Genomic DNA, 19,651 nt, shown 5'->3' with positions numbered 1-19,651 from the left:
GCCTTCGGCGTCATCATGATCGCCCATCTGGCCGAGCTGGCCGGGCTGGATCTGAGCCAGTTACGCAGGCGTTAGGGCAGTCGGAGAGACAAGGGCATTGCACGTCGCTCCCGATCGCGAATGCACTCGGACACCACTAATCTGCCGGGAAATACTCCTCGAGAAAGGCCTGGCTTTCGCGCAGCAGGATTGTCCGCGCTTCGGATGATCGCAGGTAGTGATCTTCCCCCGGCAGGGTCACGAAACGGGCCGCCGGATTTCCCGCCATGGCATCGCGCATCAGACGCAATTGCCCATAGGGCACGGTCGTATCGAGATCGCCGTGCAGGATCAGCAGCGGTGCCGCGAACTCGCCGGACCGTTCGAGCGGCGTAATCACCGCCTGTTCGCTGCGACTCCCATAGCGGCTGCCCAGGAATTGCTCCCAATACCGCAGGGAAATCCCCAGACTGCTGCGACTCTCCAGGATCGAGAACGGATCCGTCACGCCGGCGAAAGAGATCACGCAGGCGAGGTTGTCCCGGTCCCTTAGAGCCAGCATCAAGGCCGCATATCCGCCATAACTGGCGCCGGCCGCACAATACGCCCCCGGACGGGCGAGACCAATGGCTTGCAGGTATTGCGCGCCATCAATCATGTCGTCGATCATGCGCGTGCCGAAACCGCCATAGCCCGCTTCCACGAAGTCATAACCATAGCCCTCGGAGCCGCGAAAATTCGGCTGAAGCACGACATAGCCCAAGGAGGCGTAATAGGCGGCCCACCAGTCAAACCCCGCCGTGTCGCGAGCCTGGGGCCCGCCATGAGGCATCAAGATCATGGGAAACGGCCCGTCAGCCTGCGTGCGCCCCGGCGGCAGCGTCATATAGGCCTCGATGTTGAGCCCGTCAGATGCGGCATATTCAACCGCCAGGCGGGAACCGGGGACCGCGCCGTCCGGAAACGCCGTTTCCACGTCGAGCAAGCCCAAACCGCCGGTTGAGAGATCCAGGAGATAGTAGTGCGCTGGCCGCCCCGCATCCTCTCCAACCACGACCAGCTTGGTCCAGTCCTGACTCCAGGCGGAAATCCTGACCGAATCCTCGGTCAGAACCTGGGTCAGTTCAGCGTGGATGGCCGCAAGTTCCCGGTTGGTGAAGATTTGCCGTGGCAGGTCGTCGGTATAGGAGAAGCCGACCACGTCCATTGCGTAGTCATCGACGATCGGGTCCATCAGCGAGACATCAACCCCGTTGACGTTAAAAGGCGACAAATCCCCGGTCGCAATATCGAGCCGGCGCAGACCTGTACCGGGGATACGCAGCGCCGCAGCCGTGCCGCCATCTGTCAGGCCGAGAATGGCCGGCAGACCGCCGGAGAAAATGCCGGAATAGATTTCCGGATGGGATGTGTCTGCCGCGCCGTGGATAGCATACGCGCCTGTGTCGTCATCATAACGGGCCTCAAGTATGGCCTCGCCCACCTGGTTCAGCGTGAAATCAAAGGTCGAGTCAGTCGAGACCTCGCGGCGCCGGACGCGTCGTCCGTTTTCGAGATTCATCTCGTAGACCAGCGTACCGAAATCATCCCGGCGCCCAATTCTCGAACCGCTCCGGGTGGCGCCCTCATACGCATAGGTAATCTGAACGGCGACCCGGTCATCAACCCCGACCAGCGGCGAAGCCAGACTGGAATCGACCATCAGAAGATTGGATCGGCCTGTTGCGAGGGAATAGGAAACCGGCTGCCGCAAGGTCCAGGTCCGCAGCCCTCCACTCGTCGGAACTCGCTGCACGCTGGTTATGTAATAGACCAGGTAGGCATTGCTGGGCCAGGTAAAGCCGGAAATCCGGCCACCATCCGGTGCCGGAATGACGATTGGATCCGCCCCGCCCACCAGGTCGTAAATGCAGATTTCCCGCGCCCCGCGCGGACTGCAACCCGTTGCCAGGCGCGAGCCATCGGGTGATATATCAGCTGACCAGATGCGCGGCATGGCCGCATAGGTTTCGATTTGTGCCATGGCCTGGCCAGCCAGGATCACGGCCACAATCAGCCCGACAAGAATACGCATGACATCCCCCGAAAACCGGCCCGCTGTGCCCCCGTCGACCACCCTCAAACCGGGTTTCAGATTGAGCCGCGACCACGCTGCGTGTCAATCGGTGATGCATCCAGAGATAGCGCCCCGCAACTCCGGCGGGCTGGCGGGGTCAGGTCGGTGAGGGCATGGCTGGAGCGGGTGAAGGGAATCGAACCCTCGTCGTAAGCTTGGGAAGCTTCTGCTCTACCATTGAGCTACACCCGCAACGCCCGGCGACTATAGGCGGACGGACAGGCCACGGAAACGGCTTCTTGCACGCGGCGGCGTCTCGTAAGCAGGGAGAGGGCCGTCATGCCCGTCACCCCCGCTCGTCAATCGGTGAAGAATTTCGAGAGCTTGAGGCCTTGCGCCTGATAATTGGAGGCAACAGCGCCATAAGCGGCGGTTGGTGGTTCGAGCATGGGCTCATAGACCAGTCTGGCAATCGCCTGCCCATGGTCAAGCATGAATGGGACATCATGACCGCGCACTTCGAGCACGGCGCGGCTGCCCGTACCGCCCGTCTCGGCAATGCCGAAACCGGGGTCAAAGAATCCGGCATAATGCGCCCTGAATTCACCGATTTCCGGCGCGATTGGCGCCATTTCGGCCGCTTCGTCCAGCCCGATCGAAACCGCTTCGCGTGAGGCCAGGATGTAGAACTCACCCGGATCGAGCACCAGGCGGCGATCCGGCGCCGTCATCGGTTCCCAGAAACGCGCGCTGGCATGGCCGCCCAGCCTTGACAGGTCGACAAGACCGGCATGACGACGGGCACGATAGCCGACAATGCCATTCTCAAAGCCGGCAAGGTCGACGCTGACCGTCACGTCGCGCAATGTCTGATGGGCGCCGCGGCGGAAGCGTATCTGGCTCAGCCGGTCGCCTTCGCGCGCCAGAATGGAAAATGTCCGTGGACAGATCTCGGCATAGAGCGGACCTTCATACCCCAGTGGCGCCTGGTCGAAGGCAATGCCGTAATCGGTGATCACACGCGTGAAGACATCAATCCGGCCGGTTGAGCTTTTGGGATTCATCGCAGCGCTGAGACCGGCGGGAAGCCTGAGACTTTCCTGCAGCGGCGCAAGGTACACGCACCCCGTTTCCAGTACCGCGCCCGCACTCAGATCAACCGTATGCATGACCAGATCATCGGCCAGCCGGTCGGCGACCGTCATGTTCTTGCCCGGCAGAAAGCTGGCGCGCAGGCGAAATGCCTTGCTGCCAAGGCGCAAATCGATACTCGCTGGCTGAATCTGCGTCCCGTCAGGCGGATTGTCCGCTTTGATGATGCCCTGTTCGAACAGGGCGTTGAGATGATGGTCTGGAAGAATACCGGAAGCGGACATGACAGGATCTGAGCGGCTGCGGACGGCACAAAGGTGTCCAACATACGCCGCCTCCTGTCCAGCCATGCTGACCGTAGGGGGTTGAGCGAGACAGCGAGCAGGCGGATGATAGCCGCCACATGGACCCGGGCCGCACGGCGGGCGGGCGGCAATGGGCGGATAAGACAGCATGTACGAGCACGAGACCGACGGCGTGAAAATCTGTGTCAGCCCGGATTATCTCGAAGACGAGTCCGAGCCCGATGAGAATCGCTATGTCTGGGCCTATACCGTCGAGATCGAGAACACCTCGGCCCAACCTGTCCAACTGATTTCACGCCAGTGGGTCATCACCGATTCCATGGGGCGCAGCGAGCATGTCCAGGGCCCCGGTGTAGTCGGCGAACAGCCGGTGATCAGGCCGGGTGAGCGCTTTCGCTATACCAGCGGCGCTCCGCTCTCCACCCCCTCGGGCTTCATGAGCGGTAGCTATGAAATGCGCCGCGAAGGCGGAGACAGTTTCGCCGCCATTATTCCCGATTTTCCGCTGGACCGGCCCTATGACCGCCTCAGCCTTCACTAGGCCTCCCCGCGCGGCGCATGCCTGGCCCCCGCATATGCGGAGCCAGCTGCATTGAATATGTCCCTGCGCCCTGTTGTCTTCATGATCGGCATCATGGTGACCTTCCTCTCGGCCGGCATGCTGGTGCCGGCACTCGTCGACCTGATCGCCGAGGAGACCGAGAGCGCACGCGCCTTTTTTCTGTCCGCCGTGCTCGGTCTGTTTTTCGGTGGTTCGATCTCCCTGGCCAATCGCGGACCGGTTGATTTCATCACTCCGCGCGGCGTCTTCCTGCTGATGGTGGGCGCCTGGATAGCCCTCTCAATCACCGCGGCCCTGCCCATGCGTCTGGCCGATCAGGGGATGGACTGGACCGATGCCCTGTTCGAGGCCGTTTCCGGGCTGACGACGACCGGGGCGACCGTGCTGACCGGACTCGATTTCCGTCCGCCGGGCTTTTTGCTCTGGCGTGCTATCCTGCAATGGCTGGGCGGTATCGGCATTATCGTCACCGCGATGGCCTTCTGGCCGATGCTCGGCGTGGGCGGCATGCAGCTCTTCCTGCTCGAAACCGGCGACAAGACCGACAAGGTCCTGCCCAAGGCCACCCAGATCGCCGCCAATATCTCGGCCGTTTACGCCATGCTCACGCTGATCTGCGCCGTCGCCTATCTGATGTCCGGCATGAATTTGCTCGACGCCACGGCGCACGCCATGTCGACCCTATCGACCGGTGGTTTTTCGACTTCCGATCAGTCGATGGGCAAATTCATGCATACCGGTGCCGACATGATCACCCTGGTTTTCATGATCGCGGCAGCCCTGCCCTTCACACTGCTGGTGATGGCCCTGCGCGGCAAACCCCAGGGGATTTTCAGGGATGCACAGGCGCGCGGCTTCCTGTTTGTCATCCTGCTCGCTACGGCGCTCTTGACGAGCGTACTGGTCGTCACCGGGGTCCATGGGGAGGATCCGGCCTGGCGCATGGCCAGTTTCAACGCCGTCTCGATCATCACCGGCACCGGCTATGCGACCACCGATTACGGTGCCTGGGGCGCGGCAGCAGAATCGGTCTTCTTCGTCTTCATGTTCATCGGCGGCTGCGCCGGCTCGACCAGCTGCAGCATCAAGATCTTCCGCTACCAGATCGCCGGCACCGCCATCCGGCGCTATCTCGCGCATCTCCTGCGGCCGAACGCGATTTTTCCGATGCGCTATAATGGCAGGCCGGTTGCCGACAGCGCGTTGCACTCGGTGCTGGGCTTCTTTTTCGTCTTTTTCGCCGTGTATGCGATCAGTGCTGCCCTGCTCTCCGCCATTGGCCTGGACCTGACGACGGCCCTGTCAGGCGCCGCAACCTCACTGGCCAATGTCGGACCGGGCCTGGGGGATATTATCGGGCCCGCGGGCACATTTCAGACCCTGCCTGATGCCGCTAAATGGATCCTGACCGCCAATATGCTGATCGGCCGACTGGAAGTGCTCGCCGTGCTGGTTGTGGTGATGCCGCGTTTCTGGAGATCCTGAACCGGCCGGATCAGGCACCGACCGCCTCGACTTCGCCCGGCAGGAAATTCCAGTCGCGATTACAGTATTCACACGTCATCACGATGTTTCCGTCGCGGGTCATGTGCGCCTGGTCCTCGACCGGGAAGCTGGCGATAATGCGCAAGAGCCGGTCGCGCTCGCACGAACAGCGCCGCTGCAGGGTTTCAGGGTCGAATATCCGCACACCGTCTTCATGGAAGAGTCTGTAGAGCAGCCCGCCCGCAGAGAGGAGCGGGTCGAGCAATTCATCATCGCTGATGGTCTCGAACAGGGCGCGAACATGATCCCAGTCATCCTTGGCATCACCGCGACTCTCGTCGCCGGCTACTGCCTGTAGCAGGGCCCCGCCGCCACGCCACTGCTTGCCGCCCTCCTGGGTCCAGACCTCGCCAACCGCCATGCGCAGGCGGGTCGGGGTTTGTTCGGATTGGGTGAAATAATGTTCGGCAATGATCGCCAGGCTGTCACCTTCGATCGGAACCACGCCCTGATACTGGTCCATATCCGGACCCTGATCGATCGTCATTGCGAAATAGCCCTCGCCGAGCAGGGTCTTGATCGGGGGCGTATCTGCACTGGCGGCGGCCAAGGCGGCGAGGACAGCATCGCGGTTCATCTTGGCGAAGCCGCGTACGCCCTCACCCTTGGTGTATTCGGCAACGATGAAGGACACGGGGCCGGTACCATTGGCCTGGATGATCAGACGACCGTCGAATTTGAGCGCTGGACCGACCAGCCCTGCCAGCACGACCGCTTCGCCGAGCAGGCGCGCAACCGGCTCGGGAAAATCATGCGCCGACAGGATCTGGTCAAGCGTACCGGCGGAGCGGAGGACACGCCCCCGCACCGCACGGCCTTCAACCTGGAAGCCCGCAATGAAATCGCCCGGCTCACCGGGGTCTGCGGACAGAATATCGGTCATGGAACTCGCCTAAAGTGCGCCGATAGCCTCGTCGAGGATGGCAATGGCCTCGCTGGCATCGTCACGCGTGATGATCAATGGCGGCGCCATCCGGGCGACATTGTCACCGGCAGCGCCGATCAACAGATGGCGATCGCGGGCCTTGACCACAAGCTGTTTGGGATCGAAACCCGCTTTCAGCTTCAGTCCGAGCAACAGGCCCTTGCCGCGCACTTCCTCGATCTTGTCGGAATGACGATCGGCGAGACCGTGCAATTGCTGCTGCATGAAATTCGCCATTTCGACGACATGCTCGAGGAAACCCTCGGACGTCAGCTCGTCAAACACGACATTACCGACGGCCATGGCCAGCGGGCCGCCGCCATAGGTCGAGCCATGCGTGCCCACGACCATGCCCTGGGCGGCCGCTTCGGTCGCCAGACAGGCGCCCATCGGGAAACCGCCGCCAATACCCTTGGCCGAAGCCATGATATCGGGCTCGGCACCCTCGACCCACTGGTGGGCGAACAGCTTGCCGGTCCGGCCAGCGCCGCACTGGACTTCATCATAGATCAGCATCAGACCGTTTTCGTCGCAGATCTGACGCAGACCGCGCAGGAAGGCGTCAGCGCCGGCGCGCACACCGCCCTCACCCTGGACCGGTTCGACACAGATCGCCGCGGTCTCCTCGGACAGAACCGCGCGCACGGCGTCGAGATCGCCGAACTCGACATGGTCGAACCCTTCCATCGCCGGGCCGAAACCTTCGAGATATTTCGGATTGCCACCGGCATTGATCGCGCCATAGGTCCGGCCATGAAAGGCACCGGTGAAGGTGATGATGCGGTAGCGCTGCGGATTGCCGGAAACAAACTGGTAGCGCCGCGCCGTCTTCAGGGCACATTCCATCGCTTCGGCACCGGAATTGGTGAAGAAGACCCGGTCCGCGAAGGTCGCAGCGGTCAACTTGTCGGCCAGTTCGATCCCGGCCGGGACGCGGAACATATTCGACAAATGCCACAACTTGCCGGCCTGTTCCGTCAGCGCTGCGACCGCTTTGGGGTGCGCATGCCCGAGGCAGTTCACGGCGATCCCGGAGATGAAATCGAGATAGCTGTCGCCGGAATCGGTGAAGAGACGCACGCCCTTACCATGATCAAAAATGAGTTCGGGCGGAGCGTAAGTATCCATCATAGGCGCAGGCATCGGGTCTCTCCGGGCTGTGTGAACGGGCCGCTGATCGGCACACTTACGGTCTAGGCCCGTCCGCTCAGCTCTTCAAGCGCCAGCCTGCACGCAGCAGAAGATAGCAGGCAATCGCGAGAGCGATATTGATCACCGCGACCAGGATGACACCAACCATCACCGAGCCATCGGCGAAGCCGGTAAAGCCGTAACGGAAGCCATCAATCATGTAGAAGAACGGGTTGAACTGGCTGATCAGGCGGATGGGTTCGGGCAGCCGGCTAATCGAGTAGAAGGTGCCGGACAGGAAGGTGAGCGGCGTGATCACGAAAGTCGTCACTGCAGCCATGTGGTCGAATTTCTCCGCCCATAACCCGCCGAGGATTCCGATCATGCCGAGCATCGCAGCGGCACCGATGCCGAAATAGGCGACGGCCCAGTAATGCACCGGGATGACATCGACAAAGGGGACAAGCGTCAGCGCCGTCACCAGAGCGACCAGCAGGCCGCGCGTCACCGCACCGCCGATAAAGGCGATCTCGAGTTCCAGCGCCGACAGGGGTGGCATCAGGAAATCAACGGCATTGCCCTGAACCTTGCTCACCAGAATGGAAGAGGAGGTGTTGGCGAAGGCATTATTCAGCAGCCCCATGAGAATGAGGCCCGGGGCGAGAAATTCCACGAAGGAGACACCATTGACCGCCGCCCGGCCGGAGCCCAGAGCGACGGAAAAAACAGTCATGTAGAGCAGGGTCGTCGCGACCGGCGCCAGCACGGTCTGGGTCATCACCTTGAGGAAGCGGCGGACCTCTTTTTTATACAGTGTCCACAAGCCGAGCCCGTTAATCGCACCGAAACTGCGGGGGCTGGCGACGGGTCTGGAAGCGGCATTAATCATAACGGATTACCCTTAAGGTTTCAGTAACCATCAACGTTAACCATTTGGCTTGCAAGTGAGCTTTCCACAGGATTGGTGCCGGCCCGATCTTGTGGTTTTTGTCTCATCGGCTACAATATATAGTGTAATTAATCATGAATTGAGGTGTGCGCTGTTTACCATCATCTAGGTGGCTTAGCGCATCCCAACCGGGAGAGAGTTGCGATGGCCTGGACTGACGAACGTGTCGAAGAACTGAAGAAGCTTTGGTCGGAAGGCCTGAGTGCGAGTCAGATTGCCAAACAGCTGGGTGGTGTCACCCGGAATGCCGTGATTGGCAAGGTACACAGGCTCGGTCTGTCAGGTCGCGCGACACCGTCGCGCCCGGCCCGCCGCCCGGCAAAGCCTTCACGGCCACGCACGACCACCGCATCGATCGAGCCGGTACGCGCTGCGCGCCCGGCACCGTCGGTACCGGCAGCGCCGCTCACCGCGCCTATGGAACCAGCGGTTCTGCCATCGGGCGAATTTGCGACCGTGCTGACCCTCAAGGACAGCATGTGCAAATGGCCAATCGGTGACCCGTCGCAATCGAGCTTCCGCTTCTGTGGCCGCAAGGCTGACCCGAGTGCGGCCTATTGCGATGCGCACGCCAACATGGCCTACCAGCCAAGCCAGAAGCGTCGGCGCACCGGCGAAGCTGCGGCGGCCCTGAATTCGATCACCGCAACACGCCGGTATAATTTCTGATCATCTGGGGCCGGTCCCCAAGTGGGCCAAACCTTCCGGATCAATCATGCAGCGGCCGCCCTTCGGGGCGGTCGTTTTGCATTGACCGACAGGCCGGGATCAGCGGCCGCTGACGTCGAAGGAATAGCCCGCCGAACGGACGGTCCGGATTGGATCGGTTTCGTGGCCGTTATTGAGCGCCTTGCGCAGCCGTCCGACGTGCACATCAACCGTCCGGGCCTCGACATAGACATCTGAACCCCACACCGCATCGAGCAGTTGCTCACGGGAAAACACCCGGCCAGGATGCTGCATCAGATAGTCAAGCAGGCGAAACTCCGTTGGCCCGAGGCGGATGTCGCGGCCGGCGCGACTGACGCGGTGGGCCACGCGATCGATTTCAATATCGCCGACGGTATTGAGGTCCTCCGCCAGGCCCGGCCGGATCCGGCGCAAGACAGCGCGGATACGGGCGAAGAGCTCCGTCATCGAGAAGGGTTTGACGATATAGTCGTCAGCACCGGTGTCGAGGCCGCGGATCCGGTCTGTCTCCTCGCCGCGCGCTGTCAGCATGATGATGGGGAGATTGCTGGTTTCGTGGCGGCCGCGCAAACGCCGGCAGACCTCGATGCCCGAGACTTTGGGCAACATCCAGTCGACCAGGACCAGATCCGGAATGGCCTCGCCCGTCAGCATCAGGGCCTCCTCGCCATCACCGGCAAGAGTGACCTGATAGCCCTCCTTTTCCAGATTGTACTGCAGAAGGGTCGCGAGGGCGTCCTCGTCCTCAACGACCAGAATTCGAGGTTTCATCTCAGGCTCTCACTTCGCTACATCAACGCGGCGGCTGGTCTGACGGATCCAGAGCCTCGGCGGTCACCATGTAGTGGATCGCCTCGGCCACATTGGTGGCATGATCGCCGACGCGCTCAAGATTCTTGGCGACGAAAAGAATGTGTGCGCCGGGCCCGACCAGGGCCGGGTTGTCAGCCATGCTGAGCAACATCTCGCGGATCAGGCTGTTGTAATGCTCATCCACCTCATCATCATTGCGCCAGACCCGGATCGCCGGTTCCACGTCAAAGGATGACAGCGCATCCAACACCTCGTGCAATTGCTTGGCGACAATTTCGCCGAGCCGCTCGACACGGTCCAGGACCGCGAGGGGCGCGAAGGTGTTGAGATCCTTGGAGCGGTAAGCAATATTCTTGGCAAGATCGCCGACCCGCTCCAGATCGCTGGCGATCCTGAGGGCAGAGATCGTCATTCTCAGATCTGTCGCCAGCGGCTGGCGCAAGGCGAACAGCCGGATCACCCGCCGTTCAATATCGACCTGCATCGCATTGACCTGGGCCTCGCGCTTGCGAACATCCGGGACCACTGACGCATCGCGCCGGACGACTGCGTCGACCGCCGCCACCAGCTGCATCTCGACCAGTCCGCCCATCCGCGCGAGTTCGTCAGCGAGCTTGTCCAGCTCCTCACCATATGCCGTTACGATATGTGCATGCTTGGATAACGCCATTTGACCCTCCTCAGGCAATTGCCTCGTCAGCCGAAGCGTCCGGTAATGTAATCCTGCGTCCGCGACTCGAGAGGATTGGTGAAAATCTCCTCGGTCGGACCCACTTCGATCAATGATCCCATATGGAAGAATGCCGTCATCTGCGACACGCGGGCCGCCTGTTGCATCGAATGGGTCACGATGATGATGCAGTAATTTTCGCGCAGTTCGTCGATCAGATCCTCGATCTTTGCGGTGGCAATGGGGTCGAGGGCCGAACATGGCTCATCCATCAGGATAACTTCCGGATTGACCGCAATCGCCCGGGCAATGACCAGACGCTGCTGCTGCCCTCCGGACAAGCCCGTGCCCGGGTCCTGCAGCCGGTCAGAGACTTCAGCCCAAAGCCCGGCCTTGCGCAGGCTTTGCTCAACGATGGCGTCGAGCTCGTCCCGGCCGGAGGCCAGGCCGTGAATACGCGGCCCGTAGGCGACATTGTCATAGATCGACTTTGGAAACGGGTTTGGCTTCTGAAATACCATGCCGACACTGGCGCGCAGCACGACCGGATCGACAGCACGGTCATTGACCTCGGCCCCGTCAATCTTCAGGGAGCCGGACACACGGGCGCCATCAATCGTGTCATTCATCCGGTTCATGCAGCGCAGAAAGGTCGACTTGCCGCAGCCCGATGGTCCGATGAACGCCGTCACGCTCTTGTCGGGAATGTCGAGCGATACATTGAACAAGGCCTGCTTCTCGCCGTAGGAGACGCTGACATCGCGGACCTCGACCTTGATGTCCGAGCCCCCAAGCGAATTCTTGTGGTAGACCGTCGGCTGAGTTTGAGCGTCGTGCATGAGCTTACCACCTTCGTTCGAAGCGGCGGCGCAGATAGATGGCAACGGCATTGAAGCCGATCATCAGCGCCAGGAGAATGAGAATGGCCGCAGCGGTGCGCGCTTCGAAGGCCCGCTCAGCGCCATCAGACCAGAGGAAAATCTGCACCGGCATAACGGTCGCCGGCTCGGTAAAGCCGGCCAGACCGAGGCTGGGCGCATCAGCGATAAAGGCGACCATTCCGATCATCAGCAAAGGCGCTGTTTCGCCCAGGGCCTGGGCCAGTCCGATGATCGAGCCGGTCAGAATTCCGGGTGCTGCCAGAGGCAGAACGTGGTGAAACACCGCTTGAGTCTTGGATGCGCCAACCCCGAGCGCGGCCTGTCGGATGGATGGCGGCACGGCTTTCAGGGCGGCCCGTGTCGCGATGATCACCGTCGGCAGGGTCATCAGCGACAGGACCAGACCGCCGACCAGCGGCGCCGAGCGGGGCAGGCCGAAGAAATTGATGAACACCGCCAGGCCAAGCAGACCAAAGACGATAGACGGTACCGCGGCCAGATTGTTGATATTGACCTCGATGAAGTCAGTTACCCGATTCTTCGGCGCATATTCCTCAAGATAGACTGCGGTGAAGACACCGATCGGCACCGAGAGGAACATGGTGATGATCATGGTGAGAATGGAGCCGTACAAGGCGCCCTTGATGCCCGCCAGTTCCGGCTCGCGTGAGTCGGCATTGGCGAAGAGATAGGTATTGAAACCGGTCTGGATCATCTCGCGTTCGACCAGCGAGCGGGTCCAGATGATCAATTGATCGGAGACGCGTCGGCGCGATTCGGGCGTGTCGACGACATACAGGGTCCAGTCGTCCGCATTCTCAACCAAGCCACTCCCGAGCACCACTTCACCGCGCGCGCTCTTGCCGTCCACCGCCAGCTGCGTCAGACGGAAGGCCTGGCCGCCACTTTCGACAATAACGCTGGGCACATCCCCGGTCAGCGGCAGGAAGCCGTCCGGTGCGCGTGCGAGCTGTCGCAGATTGACGGCTGCGGCCGCGTGCCTGTCGGCCTCGGCCTGCAATCGCGGTGCATCGGCGGCCGGAACCTGGTCAAGCGCAAGGCGAACCTGCTCGACGCGAAGCTCAAGCGTGCGCGCCTCGGCTGCCATCGATTGTTCGATTTCACGCGCCAGCGCCGTGAAATCAGCGGTCGTGGAGCGCAGCGAGACGATGTCGCCATCAGTACTTGCCGTAAGACGCCCGGCGGTAGGAAGGGTACGGTCCTCAACCAGTCGGCCCTTGAGATAGAGGTCAAGATCATCGGCCAGCGGCATGGTGAAGACATAGCTGTTCCCGACCAGGGCAGGATCGTCGAGCACAGCGTCCATCAGACGGGTTGCGTTCAGCGGGGTGTAGAGGCCGAACAGGGTACGCAGATCATTGCGGGCCGTGACGCCTGGAAAGGCCTCACGCAGGGCATCCTGCAAAACGCGGTTATAGGATCCACGGCGCAGGGATGCGACCGAACCATCGCCCTCCGGGTCCACCCGGTCAGCGTCGAGTTCGACGCGCAGGACGAGCTCCTTGGCCGTAAAGGCCGGCACGCCCTCGCTGGCGATCGAGCCTATCAGGATGCACAGGATCGCCACGGCAATGCCGATCGCCGTCAAGCCGGCCGTGCGGAAGCGAAGCTCCGCCCGATAGCGCTTGGCCAGGCGACGCTCCACGTCTTCGCGCACGGGAAAGGTTCGTGGGGAATCAGTCATATTTTTCCCGATATTTCTGGACCACGCGAAGGGCGACGACATTCATCAACAAGGTCAGGACGAACAGAACCAGCCCCAGCGCGAAGGCCGACAGGGTTTTCGGGCTGTCGAATTCCTGGTCGCCGGTCAGCAGCATCACGATCTGCACGGTGATCGTAGTCACCGATTCAAGCGGATTGGCCGTCAGATTGGCGCCCTGACCGGCAGCCATGACAACGATCATCGTTTCACCAACCGCGCGGCTGACGGCCAGCAGGATGGCGCCGACAATCCCCGGCAGCGCGGCGGGCATGACGATCTGGGTAATGGTCTCCGACCGCGTCGCGCCCATCGCGAACGAGCCATCGCGCAGCGATTGCGGTACGGCATTGATCACGTCATCGCTCAGCGAGGAAATAAAGGGGATGATCATGACCCCCATCACAAGCCCCGCCGAAAGCGCGCTCTGGGTGACGACGCTCTCAAACCCGAGCGCGGTGAACAGGGTGCGGATCGCCGGTCCGACCGCGAGCAGGGCGAAGAACCCGTACACAACCGTTGGAATCCCGGCGAGGATTTCCAGGACAGGTTTGGCAATTTGGCGGAATTTCGGGCCTGCATATTCCGACAGATAGATCGCGGAGAACAAACCGATCGGCACCGCGACCACCATGGCGATCACCGTGATCATCGCCGTGCCGGCGAAGAGCGGCACCGCACCAAAGGCACCGGACTGGCCAACCTGGTCCGCGCGAATGGCGATTTGCGGGCTCCATTGCAGCCCGAACAGGAAGTCGAGCACGGGCACGGATGCGAAGAAGCGAAGGCTCTCGAACAGCAGTGAGAGCACAATCCCGACAGTGGTCAGGATGGCTATGACCGATGACAACAACAGCGCCGCCGTTACCAGGCGCTCGACGTTATTGCGCGCCCGGAACTGGCTGGAGATCCGCGCACGGGTCAGGCCAAATCCAAGGGCACCCAGCGCCAAGGCCAGGACGGCAGCGCCGATCTTGACGTTTCTGTCATAGCCGGCGATCGCCTGCGCTGCCGCGCGCAGGGCCACTGAGTCACGGCTGGCGAGCTCGCCGCTCGCAATACGCCGGCTGTCGGACAGGAAAAGCTGACGGCGCTCACGCGGCGCCTGGGCCAGCTCATAACCGGCCAGCGCCCGTTCGCTGGCTCCGTCGGTGACCGCATCGGCCCCGACAGCGGCGACAACGGCCTGCCGGCGGGCGCGCACCGCGTCCTCGGCGGCGGTCGACAGGTTCAAGGCCTCAATCTGCTCCGCACGCAGCCGGGTGAGACGGTCTGGGTCACGGTTGTCGCCGCGCGCATTGCGCAGCGCGGAAATCTCGTCATTCAACGCATCGACACGGCCGCGCAGATTTTCGGCGGCATGATTGAGTTCGATGAAATCGGTGTCAGCGGCGAGCGTGTCATCAAGCAGGCGGTTGATCTCGGCCGCCTGCGCCCGCAATTCGCTGACCGCCAGGCGGTCGACCAGCTGGCCGCCGAATATGGCGTACAGGCCGAGCAGGAAGAAGGCGGGGACGCCAGTCCAGATCGCTACGTAATAGCCATGATAGTTGGGCAGCGAGTGCAAACCCGCCGTCGCGCCTTCCACGGCAGTGATTGCGCGCGATCGCCCGACATAGAAGCCGCCGGCGATCATCACGAGCAATGCGAGTGCGACGATGGTAATAATCGACATACAGTCCAGCCCCAACCCAAACGCCACCACGGCTCGTATCTTCAGCAAGTAGCCGGTCAGTATCGGCTGCCCGCCATCCCTTTATGACAGATACGCAACGGTTTTGTGACAATGATCCCGATGACGCTGCTCTCGCCCGCCAGGACCGCTAGTTTTCACTATTCTCGGGCGCTCCTGCAGCCTCAGGAAAAAAGGCGGAAAAGACCGAACCCGCCCCTGGCATGCTGTCCACCGTGAAACCACCGCGGTGCCGGTGGACGATGTGTTTGACGATAGCGAGTCCCAGGCCAGTGCCCTCATTCGGTCCGCTTTTCTGGCCGCCGACACGATAAAATCGCTCGGCAAGCCTGGGCAGGTCACGCCGGTCAATGCCGCGCCCCTGGTCCTTGACCCTGACGGTGACATAGCGTTCGGCGGTGCCTGATTTCGGCGCCGCCAGGGTCCGTCGGTTTGCCCCCTCGCCCAGCATCGATTCCGGACGCTCGGCCTCGTCGCGCAACCGGCCCGGCTCGATCCGCACCAGGACACTGGACTTTGGATCAGAGTATTTGACCGCGTTTTCAATCAGATTCAGGAACACTTCCGTTAGCTGGTCACGGTCACCGATCGCGAGCGCCCTCTGCGGAGCCTCAAGCGTCAAACCGATCTCCTTGTCTGCAATCTGGGGCCGGAGGTACTCGATCACCTCACCCGCGAGCACGGCCAAGTCGACCTCACCGTCCGGCGCCACATGCTGGTCCATTTCCACTCGCGAGAGCGACAGGAGATCATTGATAAGCCGACTCATCCGCTCTGTCTGATCAAGCATGATGGACAGGAATTTGTCGCGGGCCTCGGGATCGTTCCGGGCGTGCCCGCGAAGGGTTTCGATAAAGCCTGCCAGGGAAGCCAGGGGCGTGCGCAACTCATGGCTCGCATTGGCGAGAAAGTCGGCCCGCATCCGGTCGGCGCGCTTGATCGAAGTTTCGTCTGACAGAACCAGCATGGCCCGCCACGGTGCGAGCGGATCATCAGAGCCACGCATGGGTGCGACGAATGCCCGGACATGGCTCTCATCGGGCGCCATGGTAGAATACTCGACCGGCGGGCCGGACTCCCCCCTGAGCGCAGCGCTGACCGCTTCAAGAACACCCGGCTGGCGTAACACTGAAGACAGGTGCCCGGCCAACGCGCCCAGGCCAAGGAATTCGCGGGCCGCGGGATTGGCCATTTCAATCCGCCCCTCGGGTCCGACAAGCAAGACCGGGATGGGCAATTGGCGCAACATCAGCTCGGCGGTTGCCGGGCCGGATGGTGGCGACGCTTCAGCCCTGGCCGGCAGCGCGCCCGGAGAGGGGTTCAGCGTGGTGCTGACCGTCAGGTAGTAGAAAGTCGACAGCCCGGCGAAGGTCGCGATCGCGACGAAAGTCTCGACAAAGCCAAGTTCGCCAAAAAGCCAGAATACCACAAGAACCAGCGAGCCGATCGTTGCGACAATCGCAGTGTCGCGGCGGCGGATCCGGATTGAGGGCTGATTATCCACGTCGACCTTTCTCAAGTTTCATTCGCCATCTGACCGCCAATTCGGCATACAGCGTGGCGCAATTCTGGCCGCTTACGGCACCTGTGCACAGCTCTATCGCACATTCCGGGTGCATGAAGAAGTGGATCGCCGATCCGCCATTCCTGGCACGTTTTTACATCTCGAAAATCGAGAGGCTTTTCATGTCATTCGCTAATGTTTTAGTGTTTTTCGATAAAAATCTGTTGACATTCGCTATGGGCCGCCTAGTTTGGCGAAACTGTCGAATTCATGACGCGCTGGAACATCGCATGCAGAAAAGCATCCTCATCATCGCAACGGCCCTGACGGCGACGTCCTGCGCAAGCATTCCGACCTTTCAGCCGGACGCTCACCTGCCCTCCTCCCCGGATAGCTGGTCATCGGCGGCTGATGGATCTGGCGCGATAGCGGCACAGGACTGGGTCGAATCTCTGGGCGCGCCGCGCCTCGCCGCCCTGGTCGACGAGGCACTTGCGACCAATCCGGGCCTGGCCCAATCACTCGCCCGCTATGAAGTGGCCAGCGCCAGTGCCCGCATTGCCGGAGCCAGCCACCTGCCATCCCTGAACCTCGGCAGCGAATACACGCGGACCGAGCCTCATCAAGGCAGCGGAGTGGACAGCTTCTCTCTGGGTTTGACCTCCTCCTGGGAGGTCGATCTGTGGGGCCGGGTACGCGACGGTTCCAATGCCAGCACGCTGGATGCCGAAGCCGCGGCCGACGATCTTGGTGGCGCCCGCTTGTCCATTGCCGGTCTGGTAGCCAAGGGTTGGCTGGGCCTGATCGAGGCCCGTCAGCAAAGTGAACTTGCCGAGCGCGACGTCGAGCGCAGCCAGAGCTCTCTCAACCTGACCGAACGCCGTTTTGCGCGTGGACTGGCACGCAGTTCCGATGTTCGCACAGCACGCAGCGCCCTGGCATCCTCCGAAGCCGCACTGGCCTCCCGCCAACGGGTCGAGACCGCGGCCGCGCGGAGCCTGGAAACCCTGCTTGGCCGCTATCCATCGGGACAGATTGCCCGTGATGGCGACTTTCCTGAGATATCCAGCCTTGCCGGTGTTGGCGCGCCGGGCGATCTGCTTGTCCGCCGTCCGGATGTCCGCGCCGCCGAACGCCGCCTCGTCGCCGCAGGTCTGCGGGCCGACGCGGCCGGGAAGGCCCTGTTTCCAAGCCTGACGCTTCGCGGCGGGACAGGCAGTGGCGGCACTGATGTCGCCGACCTTTTCGATGTCGACACCCTGATTTCCAATCTCACTGCATCGATTGCGGCACCGATTTTTTCCGGCGGCCGCTTGCGGGCGCAACGCGATCAGGCTGAAGCCAATGCCCGCTTGCAGGTCGCGACCTATGTCTCAACCGTGCTGACCGCCTGGCAAGAAGCCGAGAACGCGATCTATGCCGACGAAATTCTGGCGCGGCGCGTGACCAGTCTGGAGCAGGCCTTTGACGAGGCCGCCGAGGCCGAAGCACTCGTTACCCGCCAGTACTCAAGCGGTGTCGCGACGATCTTCGATCTCTTGAATGCCCAAAGCCGGCGCATCAGCGCCGAAAGCCAATACATTTCCGCTCGTCGTGATCGCGCGACGAACCGGGTTGATCTTTACCTCGCCATCGCCGGCGACTTCTTCGCGGCACCTTCCGCAGACCCGGCCGCGCAGACAGGAGAATAGTCATGGGAAAACTTATCGGACGTTTCGCAATCTTCGGCGTTGCCGGGGCCGTTGTGCTGCTGATCATCATCGCCTTGTTCTCCACCCAGCCAGAGCCGCAGCGCGCGAGTGCAACGCCGCAGCCGGTCGCGGCCTTTGTGGAGGAAGCCCGGCGGGAGACGGTTGCCCTGACCGTGCACTCGCAGGGCCAAGCGCGTCCACGCACCCAGATCAGCCTGGTGCCACAGGTCACCGGCCGCATCACCTACGTTAACCCCAGCTTTATCGAGGGCGGTTTTTTCGAGGCCGGCGAAACTCTGGTCCGGATCGATGATGCCGATTATCATCTTGCCGTGACGCGCGCCGCTGCCCTGGTCGCCCAGGCCCAGCAAGGCCTGATCCGCGAGCAGGCCGAGGCGGAACTCGCCCTGAGCGAGTGGGCAGACCTCGGAGAGGGCCAGGCCTCGGCGCTCACCTTGCGCGAGCCACAATTGGCCGACGCCCGCGCCCAACTGGCATCGGCACAGGCCAGCCTGCGCGCCGCCCGTCTCGATCTCGAACGCACCCGTGTTTCCGCCCCGTTCGATGGCCGCGTCCGCGTCAAAAGCGCCGATCTCGGTCAGTTTGTGACCGCTGGCACCTCGCTGGGTGAAGTTTTCTCGACCGACACCATCCTGGTTCGCCTGCCACTCACCGATAATGATCTCGGACTTCTCGGCATCCCTATCGCCTATAATGCCGGCCCCGACAGTGAGGGTATTCCGGTCCGCTTGACCGCGGTTCTCGCCGGTGCGCCGCGCGAGTGGCATGGCTTCATCACCCGGACCGAAAGCGCGATCGATCCACAAACGCGGGTTCTCTACGCCACCGCCCAGGTCGCAGATCCCTATGGTGCAGCAGCAGCGACAGGCGCCCCCTTGGCAGTTGGCCTGTTTGTCGAAGCGGAAATTCGCGGTCGTGACGTACAGGACGCGGTTGTGTTGCCCCGTGCGGCGCTGCGGGGAGAAAACACCGTCTTTGTCGTTAATGAAGGCGGCACGCTGGACATTCGCACTGTCACCGTTGTGACCTCGAGTATTGATCGATTGGTCGTCTCGTCCGGCGTCTCGGGCGGTGAAATGATTGTGATCTCGCCGATCCGCGGTGCCAGCACCGGCATGCGCCTGCGCTCGCTCGACGCGGATGGCAACGTTCTGCCCGACTATTCGGCGACCATCGAGAACGAAGCCGAGAGCGATGAAACTTCCGATACCGAGACCGACAGCAGCGACGGTGAAGCCGTCGCCAGCGCCGGTTAGTTCGACACTGCGATCAGGAGGCGGCCATGACCGACCCGAACAAGACTCATGACGAAGCGCCCCGCGGCATTGTTGGTTGGTTCGCCCGCAATTCAGTTGCCGCAAACCTGCTGATGATCGTTGCCTTACTGGGCGGTGTTTTCGGTTACCTCCAGCTCAACCGTG

General features: G+C 62.1%; 16 protein-coding genes and 1 tRNA gene. 5 read left to right on the top strand and 12 right to left on the bottom strand.

What is annotated here, in order from left to right; translation table 11 throughout:
• Positions 1 to 136 precede the first annotated feature (136 nt).
• The 3 genes from BLT42_RS14370 to BLT42_RS14360 all read right to left on the bottom strand — a co-directional run bounded on the left by BLT42_RS14370 (position 137) and on the right by BLT42_RS14360 (position 3,411).
• Positions 137 to 2,053 (bottom strand): alpha/beta hydrolase family protein, encoded by a 1,917-nt coding sequence (locus BLT42_RS14370; protein WP_091771865.1) that lies wholly within the window; start codon positions 2,051 to 2,053, stop codon positions 137 to 139.
• Positions 2,054 to 2,213: 160 nt separating this feature from the next.
• A tRNA-Gly gene (locus tag BLT42_RS14365) sits at positions 2,214 to 2,287 on the bottom strand.
• Between the two features lie 107 nt (positions 2,288 to 2,394).
• On the bottom strand, positions 2,395 to 3,411 hold the full coding sequence (locus BLT42_RS14360; protein WP_091771864.1) for a 2'-deoxycytidine 5'-triphosphate deaminase: 1,017 nt from the start codon (positions 3,409 to 3,411) through the stop codon (positions 2,395 to 2,397).
• Positions 3,412 to 3,580: 169 nt separating this feature from the next.
• On the opposite strand from BLT42_RS14360, the gene apaG reads away from it, so the two are divergent.
• On the top strand, positions 3,581 to 3,973 hold the full coding sequence (apaG, locus tag BLT42_RS14355) for a Co2+/Mg2+ efflux protein ApaG (protein ID WP_091771863.1): 393 nt from the start codon (positions 3,581 to 3,583) through the stop codon (positions 3,971 to 3,973).
• A 57-nt stretch (positions 3,974 to 4,030) separates the two neighbouring features.
• Positions 4,031 to 5,479: a TrkH family potassium uptake protein gene (locus BLT42_RS14350; RefSeq protein WP_233342528.1), complete on the top strand. Its 1,449-nt coding sequence runs from the start codon at positions 4,031 to 4,033 to the stop codon at positions 5,477 to 5,479.
• A 10-nt stretch (positions 5,480 to 5,489) separates the two neighbouring features.
• Here BLT42_RS14350 and BLT42_RS14345 read toward each other — a convergent pair whose 3' ends face one another.
• The 3 genes from BLT42_RS14345 to BLT42_RS14335 all read right to left on the bottom strand — a co-directional run bounded on the left by BLT42_RS14345 (position 5,490) and on the right by BLT42_RS14335 (position 8,484).
• Positions 5,490 to 6,422, bottom strand: coding sequence for an Hsp33 family molecular chaperone (locus tag BLT42_RS14345; protein ID WP_091771861.1), 933 nt, complete (start codon positions 6,420 to 6,422; stop codon positions 5,490 to 5,492).
• Between the two features lie 9 nt (positions 6,423 to 6,431).
• Positions 6,432 to 7,607 (bottom strand): aspartate aminotransferase family protein, encoded by a 1,176-nt coding sequence (locus BLT42_RS14340; RefSeq protein ID WP_091771860.1) that lies wholly within the window; start codon positions 7,605 to 7,607, stop codon positions 6,432 to 6,434.
• A 64-nt stretch (positions 7,608 to 7,671) separates the two neighbouring features.
• The gene (locus tag BLT42_RS14335; RefSeq protein WP_091771859.1) at positions 7,672 to 8,484 is read right to left on the bottom strand and encodes an ABC transporter permease; all 813 of its coding nucleotides are present in this window, start codon (positions 8,482 to 8,484) and stop codon (positions 7,672 to 7,674) included.
• Between the two features lie 204 nt (positions 8,485 to 8,688).
• Here BLT42_RS14335 and BLT42_RS14330 point away from each other — a divergent pair, with 204 nt between their 5' ends.
• Complete coding sequence (locus tag BLT42_RS14330; RefSeq protein WP_091771858.1) at positions 8,689 to 9,213, top strand: GcrA family cell cycle regulator; 525 nt, start codon at positions 8,689 to 8,691, stop codon at positions 9,211 to 9,213.
• Between the two features lie 99 nt (positions 9,214 to 9,312).
• On the opposite strand, the gene phoB is transcribed toward BLT42_RS14330, so the two are convergent.
• The 6 genes from phoB to BLT42_RS14300 all read right to left on the bottom strand — a co-directional run bounded on the left by phoB (position 9,313) and on the right by BLT42_RS14300 (position 16,533).
• Complete coding sequence (gene phoB / locus BLT42_RS14325; RefSeq protein WP_091771857.1) at positions 9,313 to 10,005, bottom strand: phosphate regulon transcriptional regulator PhoB; 693 nt, start codon at positions 10,003 to 10,005, stop codon at positions 9,313 to 9,315.
• A gap of 22 nt (positions 10,006 to 10,027) precedes the next feature.
• Positions 10,028 to 10,717, bottom strand: a complete 690-nt coding sequence (gene phoU, locus BLT42_RS14320; RefSeq protein ID WP_091771856.1) for a phosphate signaling complex protein PhoU — start codon at positions 10,715 to 10,717, stop codon at positions 10,028 to 10,030.
• A 26-nt stretch (positions 10,718 to 10,743) separates the two neighbouring features.
• Positions 10,744 to 11,556 carry a phosphate ABC transporter ATP-binding protein PstB gene (pstB, locus tag BLT42_RS14315; protein WP_091771855.1) on the bottom strand — a complete coding sequence of 271 codons (813 nt, stop codon included), beginning with the start codon at positions 11,554 to 11,556 and terminating at the stop codon, positions 10,744 to 10,746.
• Between the two features lie 4 nt (positions 11,557 to 11,560).
• A complete protein-coding gene (gene pstA / locus BLT42_RS14310) occupies positions 11,561 to 13,303 on the bottom strand; it encodes a phosphate ABC transporter permease PstA (protein WP_091771854.1) in 1,743 nt (580 codons plus the stop codon).
• Positions 13,296 to 14,996 (bottom strand): phosphate ABC transporter permease subunit PstC, encoded by a 1,701-nt coding sequence (pstC, locus tag BLT42_RS14305; protein WP_091771853.1) that lies wholly within the window; start codon positions 14,994 to 14,996, stop codon positions 13,296 to 13,298. Before pstC ends, pstA begins: the two co-directional genes overlap by 8 nt.
• Positions 14,997 to 15,144: 148 nt before the next feature.
• Positions 15,145 to 16,533, bottom strand: coding sequence for a sensor histidine kinase (locus tag BLT42_RS14300; RefSeq protein WP_233342527.1), 1,389 nt, complete (start codon positions 16,531 to 16,533; stop codon positions 15,145 to 15,147).
• 275 nt (positions 16,534 to 16,808) lie between these two features.
• On the opposite strand from BLT42_RS14300, the gene BLT42_RS14295 reads away from it, so the two are divergent.
• Together BLT42_RS14295 and BLT42_RS14290 are read left to right on the top strand one after the other, a co-directional pair.
• Positions 16,809 to 18,209, top strand: a complete 1,401-nt coding sequence (locus BLT42_RS14295; RefSeq protein WP_091771852.1) for an efflux transporter outer membrane subunit — start codon at positions 16,809 to 16,811, stop codon at positions 18,207 to 18,209.
• A gap of 2 nt (positions 18,210 to 18,211) precedes the next feature.
• Positions 18,212 to 19,486: an efflux RND transporter periplasmic adaptor subunit gene (locus BLT42_RS14290; RefSeq protein ID WP_091771851.1), complete on the top strand. Its 1,275-nt coding sequence runs from the start codon at positions 18,212 to 18,214 to the stop codon at positions 19,484 to 19,486.
• The last annotated feature ends 165 nt before the right edge of the window (positions 19,487 to 19,651 follow it).

The sequence above is a fragment of the Maricaulis salignorans genome, from assembly GCF_900103475.1.
Taxonomy (GTDB): domain Bacteria; phylum Pseudomonadota; class Alphaproteobacteria; order Caulobacterales; family Maricaulaceae; genus Maricaulis; species Maricaulis salignorans.
This window is presented reverse-complemented; position numbering and strand designations above follow the sequence as displayed.

Bases quoted from the DNA above. Each gene is read 5' to 3' on its own strand.
- BLT42_RS14330 (WP_091771858.1), top strand. From the start codon at position 8,689: ATGGCCTGGACTGACGAACGTGTCGAAGAACTGAAGAAGCTTTGGTCG.
- BLT42_RS14340 (WP_091771860.1), bottom strand. From the start codon at position 7,607: ATGCCTGCGCCTATGATGGATACTTACGCTCCGCCCGAACTCATTTTT.
- BLT42_RS14360 (WP_091771864.1), bottom strand. From the start codon at position 3,411: ATGTCCGCTTCCGGTATTCTTCCAGACCATCATCTCAACGCCCTGTTC.
- phoU (WP_091771856.1), bottom strand. From the start codon at position 10,717: ATGGCGTTATCCAAGCATGCACATATCGTAACGGCATATGGTGAGGAG.
- pstC (WP_091771853.1), bottom strand. From the start codon at position 14,996: ATGTCGATTATTACCATCGTCGCACTCGCATTGCTCGTGATGATCGCC.
- BLT42_RS14370 (WP_091771865.1), bottom strand. From the start codon at position 2,053: ATGCGTATTCTTGTCGGGCTGATTGTGGCCGTGATCCTGGCTGGCCAG.
- BLT42_RS14295 (WP_091771852.1), top strand. From the start codon at position 16,809: ATGCAGAAAAGCATCCTCATCATCGCAACGGCCCTGACGGCGACGTCC.
- pstA (WP_091771854.1), bottom strand. From the start codon at position 13,303: ATGACTGATTCCCCACGAACCTTTCCCGTGCGCGAAGACGTGGAGCGT.
- BLT42_RS14290 (WP_091771851.1), top strand. From the start codon at position 18,212: ATGGGAAAACTTATCGGACGTTTCGCAATCTTCGGCGTTGCCGGGGCC.
- BLT42_RS14350 (WP_233342528.1), top strand. From the start codon at position 4,031: ATGTCCCTGCGCCCTGTTGTCTTCATGATCGGCATCATGGTGACCTTC.
- BLT42_RS14335 (WP_091771859.1), bottom strand. From the start codon at position 8,484: ATGATTAATGCCGCTTCCAGACCCGTCGCCAGCCCCCGCAGTTTCGGT.
- apaG (WP_091771863.1), top strand. From the start codon at position 3,581: ATGTACGAGCACGAGACCGACGGCGTGAAAATCTGTGTCAGCCCGGAT.
- phoB (WP_091771857.1), bottom strand. From the start codon at position 10,005: ATGAAACCTCGAATTCTGGTCGTTGAGGACGAGGACGCCCTCGCGACC.
- BLT42_RS14345 (WP_091771861.1), bottom strand. From the start codon at position 6,422: ATGACCGATATTCTGTCCGCAGACCCCGGTGAGCCGGGCGATTTCATT.
- pstB (WP_091771855.1), bottom strand. From the start codon at position 11,556: ATGCACGACGCTCAAACTCAGCCGACGGTCTACCACAAGAATTCGCTT.